General features: G+C 59.3%; 4 protein-coding genes. 3 read left to right on the top strand and 1 reads right to left on the bottom strand.

What is annotated here, in order from left to right; genetic code table 11:
• Positions 1 to 719: 719 nt before the first annotated feature.
• The gene (locus FV226_RS26600; protein WP_147765284.1) at positions 720 to 1610 is read right to left on the bottom strand and encodes a hypothetical protein; all 891 of its coding nucleotides are present in this window, start codon (positions 1608 to 1610) and stop codon (positions 720 to 722) included.
• Positions 1611 to 1818: 208 nt separating this feature from the next.
• Here FV226_RS26600 and FV226_RS26595 point away from each other — a divergent pair, with 208 nt between their 5' ends.
• The 3 genes from FV226_RS26595 to FV226_RS26585 all read left to right on the top strand — a co-directional run bounded on the left by FV226_RS26595 (position 1819) and on the right by FV226_RS26585 (position 5615).
• Positions 1819 to 2937 carry a DUF3102 domain-containing protein gene (locus FV226_RS26595; RefSeq protein ID WP_187278865.1) on the top strand — a complete coding sequence of 373 codons (1119 nt, stop codon included), beginning with the start codon at positions 1819 to 1821 and terminating at the stop codon, positions 2935 to 2937.
• A 51-nt stretch (positions 2938 to 2988) separates the two neighbouring features.
• On the top strand, positions 2989 to 4599 hold the full coding sequence (locus FV226_RS26590) for a DUF5906 domain-containing protein (RefSeq protein WP_147765282.1): 1611 nt from the start codon (positions 2989 to 2991) through the stop codon (positions 4597 to 4599).
• A gap of 95 nt (positions 4600 to 4694) precedes the next feature.
• Positions 4695 to 5615, top strand: a complete 921-nt coding sequence (locus FV226_RS26585) for a hypothetical protein (RefSeq protein WP_147765281.1) — start codon at positions 4695 to 4697, stop codon at positions 5613 to 5615.
• Positions 5616 to 5673 lie beyond the last annotated feature (58 nt).

Raw genomic sequence — 5673 nt, 5'->3', positions numbered from 1 at the left:
ACCTGTCACAAGCCTACATCGTCCCTGAACCGTTCGTGCTTGGCTGCGATGTGTTCAACGAGCCTTCTTTCAGCGTCTTCACGCGCATCCGAGCCGCAGCCAGTGCGGTACTGTTTACCCCCGTCGAGGATGATCCAAGTGGGTTCACGGTCGTGGTCGGCTGGCCTAAGCCAAAGCCGGGCTGGCAATCGCTTACGAGACATTGGTCCATCATTCTCCTTATCTCAGCAAGCGTGGTCATATCCTTGCCTGCGACACGCCAAACTCGCAGGCGTCCTCGGGAAGCTTCCCGGCGCAAACTAGATTGTCCGATGGAGCCATCCGGAAACGACAGTTCTGCTGCCACGTCGAGCCGTAGCGGCGTGTCATTGTTAACTTCCTCCCGCCGAGGTACTCGCCGGTTCACAATGCAAGTCCGGAGAAAACTGATAGCCGTCGCAACGCATGCCACCAGAGAGCAGCCGGACTTGTCAGAAAAAAGCGCACGATTGAGTAATGAGGTAATCGAATGCTTTCGCGACGAACCCTGTGGTGCTTCAGAGTGATAGTTCGAGGATCGTTCTTCACGGGCCTGTCCGTTCGCTATACTTAAGCGAGTATGCGCTAGACGCGGAGGCCCGTCAGCGGCCGAAATAAGAAAGGCCGTTTGCCGAATTGATTGCCGAGCGGAGTTGGAGCCACGGTCTCGGGTGAGCGGGTCCCTCAAAGGTTGCTTTCGCTTAACCAAGAGATCCGTCACGAAAATAATGTCCGATGGCTCGAAAAGACTTTCTATGATGCGAGAGCGCTCTGATAGCTTCGCTTTTTTCTGTTTCTTTAAGATCACTGCCATTAATGGCGGCCTTACCTTTCTCAATGCAAATACTCAACACATTATTTACAAACAAAAATGACGGATGCGCTTTGTCGGGTACGCTTTCATTCCATGGGACTTTCACTTCAAATCCCTCTTCTTTCATAGCATTCGCTAACCGGCCAAGAAAAAGGCGGAAAACCGACTCGGGCTTTCTTCCCCTTTTTATTTTAGATTTTACATCTGCGAGAGCGCGTATGCAGGATAGGCGAATCGGACTAAGGTCGATTTGTAAAATAATCTCCTTGGAAGCAATTTGATCCGTGAGCATATGCTTAACCAGTCGATCCGCAGACAAGGCTCCTTGGGAAACCGAGTTATCAAGCACCTTTGGGTCTGTCAGTCGCGCAAGTGTTTGGATGCCGAAAAGGACGCTATCACAAGTATCCAAAACAAGTTGGAGCTGGGTCTCAATTTGTTTCCATGTAGCTAGTCTGGATTGAAGTCCTACCGTGCAAACGAAGTCGTCAATCGCACGATTAATTTCTAAGATCAATGATTCAGAGATATCGGTGGTAAGATACGGCTGGAGTCTATCAATATCAATTTTCGAAAGTGGATCTGTCTGTATAAAGCCCGAAAGATAAAGTGGCTGAAGCACGAAGGGTTCAGGGACGATGTAGGCTTGTGACAGGTTCGTCGAAGGGTCACGAGGATCACCTTCTGGGCTGAATACACTAACTTTATCGCCGGGTTTGACCGTCCATTCAGTCATTGCCGGATTAATAAGCTGAATCTCTGACGTGGTGCGTTTCACTGATGCGTCCTTTCTCACAGCCATTGCTTTGAAGGTTCTGCAACAGCCAGGATAAATGCGCGGGTACCCCGGCCGGAATTTTGAGGAGCGTGGCCTCCCAAATTCGGCCTGTGAGCGAACTGTCACAATCTGCTCAATTGCGCGTCGTGGGCGATGCCCGAACTGCGATCTTTGTTCGGGCATGCGCCTCAGGCGTCGGAGTAGCAGAATGAACGTTCCTAGTGATGAAATTTCTGCTGCGGTCGCAGCAGTCGAAAGTTCGCCGGAGCTGCGTGATCTAGCTCGCCGCATCAATGAGCGCGAGTTGCTCGCAAAAAAGCACGCGCACGTTCAATGGCTGGAGAACGGACGCGATCTTCTCAACGCCAAGGCGGTTATCGGCCACGGCAATTTTGAGGAATGGTGCGAACGGGAGTTAAACTACACTCCACGCACCGCGCAGAAGTTGATGCGCGCGGCCGAGGTGTGGGGGCCAATCCTTAAAACCGAATCTAGTTCGGTTATCCCGAAACCGACCATCGTCTACGCGCTGTCTGCGCCCTCGGTGTCCCAGGAGATCCGCGACACTTACGTACCGCGTGTCATCGCCGGAGAGGAAGTTGGTACCGAGCTGCGCATTGCGATCAAAGGCTACCGCGATGCGGTGAAGAAGGTACAAGAACGGGAAAGTCGGCTCGCAGCTAAGTCGCCGGAGGCTCAGAAGGCGCAGGTTCAGCGTGAGCAGGCAAAAGCTCGCCGCGAAACGCGGGCGGCGGAGCAGCGTCAAACCGAGCGAGAGCAGCATCAAATCGAGCAGGAACGGCAGGCCACGGCGCGGTCGGCGGCGCTGGCACTCATCATGGCGTGTTTCGGCGATGATCTGCCATCGCTGGTGGCGCTCATTGCTGAGGCCGGCCCCGGAAGTGTCTTTTCCTACATCGCAGAGCGCGAGTGGCATGCGTTAGTGCAGGGGGAGGCGACGTCGGTTCAGGAAGGGGCTGGCACCGTAGTGGACGAGCTCAAATTCGCTGATGTGGGGACCGTCAAAACATTCGTTGCACGCAAGCATGAAACGCATCCTTGGTCTATGCCGCCAAGTACCATCGACGATAAGGAAGCTATCGGACCGCTCCACGATGAGCCAGTCTCCAATGACAAGCTGCCGTCTCTGCCGCGCGCGACGCCTCTAGCGGGTGCCGAAAAGCTCAGCGATTTTCTCCCCACGAAAAGCGCATTCCCGATTCGCCCGCTGGGATCGAGAGCCGAGTGCATGCATTCGCGCAGTCGGGTTCAGTCCAACACGAAGCCGGGGGGCTCGCTCGGCCGGCCGGCCCGGCCTTCTGCATGATGTCAGCTCCGCCTACGGCATTTTTAACCAAGCACATCCGTGAGCCTTGACATGGTCACCATCGATACTTCTGCGCATAAGCGAACTTCCTCCGATAGCCGCGCTGATCAGCCCATACCGATACAGCAGAAGCGCGACCGCGTACTTATCTTTCCGAAGCCCAAAGCGCGCCGGCCGGTGCAGACACATGGCCCTCGCTCTAAATCCAACAATGCCGTTGGCACGATCACGGATGCGGAGACAGTCGAGCACGTCGCTCCCGCAGTGGTGCATGACGCCGTCAGCCTCGTGCGCATCGTGCTTGACGCGGCCTATGGAGGCGGGGCGCACCTTGCCTATGCCGGCGGCGCGTTCCGGCATTTCGACCGGACGCACTGGAAGCCGTTGTCAAAGGAAAAGCTTGGCCGTTCAATCCTCAATCACCTGCCCTCTGCCGCAAATCGGGGAGGACGACAGGCTCGCACGATAATCCAAGAAACCGTCGATCTGCTGAAGATGCATAGGGCCACCGGCCCCGACCGCGCTCGCCTCGACGATCCGCTGCCCATCATCAATGTTGGCAATGGAGAGTTATGGATTGGGGTGGATGGCTCGGTCGAACTACGACCGCACGACCCGGCTTCGGGGCTGCGATACTGCCTCGACGTCCTCTACGATCCGAAGGCGGGATGCCCCCTGTACGACCGCGCCTTAACCGAGATCTTCGGGGCGTCGTCAGATCCGGCAGCGTTGGTTGGGCACTGGCACGAGTTGATGGGATATGCTGCCCAGCCGACTCGACCCGACGCGCGGATCTTCGTCGGCTGGGGGGCGGGCAACGACGGAAAGAGTGCCCTGGCCGGGCTGCTGACTCGTTTGCTCGGTCGCGACCGCGTGGCGGCGATGCCGGTCGGCAAGCTCGCCGGCAACCCTTTCATGCTCGGGCATCTCGCAGACAAGGCACTGTTCCTCGACGACGACGTGGCGGTCGGCACGGTGCTGCCTGACGGGATCCTGAAGACGATCAGCGAAGACAAGGTCGTGACCGGCGAGCCGAAGCATCGCGATGCCTTTGAGTTCCAGGTGCGGGCGCTGCCACTGCTGCTCTGCAATACGGCCCCGCACCTGCTCGACACCTCATACGGCTTTTATCGCCGCCTCTTCGTATTGCCCTGCGACCGGCGATTCACTGGTGCGGAGGCCGACCGGACCCTGTTTCCACGCATCTGGGAGGTGGAGCGGTCAGGCGTGCTGAACCGGGCCTTGGCTGGCCTCCGTCGTTTGGTGCAACGGGGCTGGAAGTTCGAGCCGTCGGAGGTGGTGAAACAGGCAACGGCGGCATGGTGGGCCGAAGCGACCGGCCTGCCGTCTCCGAACCCCGTGGCTCATCATGTTCCGGGGCCGGTGAAGCGCAGGCGGGTGGCGCCGGCTTCGGTAAGCCACACGAGGCAGTCCCCCGTGGGCGACCTTAATGCCACCAAGGCCAATCCAAGTCCGAACGTCAACATCCGCGTCGTGGCCTTGGGGGCCGGTAGAGGCTGCACGGTGCATGTGCAGGTCGGGGCGGCGGAGATCGAAGTGTCGTTGACGGCCTCGCCGGCCCCGCGCGCGCTGCCGCGTCAGGAGCCCCTGAGGGGGCCGCTGGAGCGATCCCAGCAACGACCAGGACGATCATCATGGTGACGCTTGGTATTTCCCAACGTGCCTTAGATCGGATGGCATGGCGGTCGATGGGGTCGCCGGCGACCGTGGCTCGGCTTCGCCAAGAGCCCGCGGCGATGGTCGGTGCCGCCACGCCGGAGCTAGCGACCACGCACAACTTCGAGACAGAGGAGGAATCGACCAGCGAAGACCGCCTTCGAGCTCGGCGCATGCGCCGGGTCCTAAACCGTCCGGGGCGGACGACGTGGCTTAACATCGCCGACCGCATGTGGCTGCTCAACCAATCGCCGGGCAAAATGTCCCCGCCGCTCGACCGCGACGCTGCGGACGACCTCGCAACTCGCTTGGAGGCAGGTGTCGCCAGCGGCATCCCTCCGGCGACCCTCGCCTCATCATTGCGGATGCGCGAGATCCGACAGGGTTTGGGGCACGCCCTGTTCGATGCCTTCGAGGGCTACCCTGACGCCGATCTGATGACGGTGACGGTAATCTATGCCGGGTGGTCTTATACCCCGGCTGAGTTGGAGCGCGTGACTGCGGCGCAGGTGAAGGCGCAGTTCCGTCGGCACCTCGAACGTGCCGGGGTCCTGAAGCTGCCGGGTCCGCTCTTTGCGGTGCTGCACGGTGAGTACGAGCCGACGTCCGGGCGGTACCAACTCCACTTCCATCTCGTGACGACGGAGGCGAAGGCGGCGGCGCTGAAAGCCAGCCTGACAGCAACGAAGATCAAGGGCTACGCAAAGACGGCGACCGGCTCCGTACCAGTTCGGCGGTCGCGTGTCCGGAACCGGATCGGTCAGCTTAGCTATCTCGTGAAAGGGTACTGGCCGAGCAAGCCGGTGATCCGAATCGACGGAAAACTAAAGCGCCTCCGCGACCATCACCGCATCCCTGAGCCGTTTGGCACGCAAGTGCTGCTCTGGCTCGACCGGCAGAAGTTCTCCGACCTCGTGGTGATGCACGACTGCTGGTCTCGGCGTACTGGCGGCACGGCGGCGATGAAGGCGCTGTGTTTATTCGTGGCGGGGGTGGGTTGAAAGAGGGCGTTGTTCTGGGTCGTGGGGGCTGCGTTGGGGCGGTTGGACGGCTCTATGG

This window comes from Methylobacterium sp. WL12, assembly GCF_008039475.1.
Classification (GTDB): Bacteria; Pseudomonadota; Alphaproteobacteria; order Rhizobiales; family Beijerinckiaceae; genus Methylobacterium; species Methylobacterium cerastii.
Note: the sequence above shows the minus strand (reverse complement) of the source record. Positions and strands in the feature narration are given on the sequence as shown.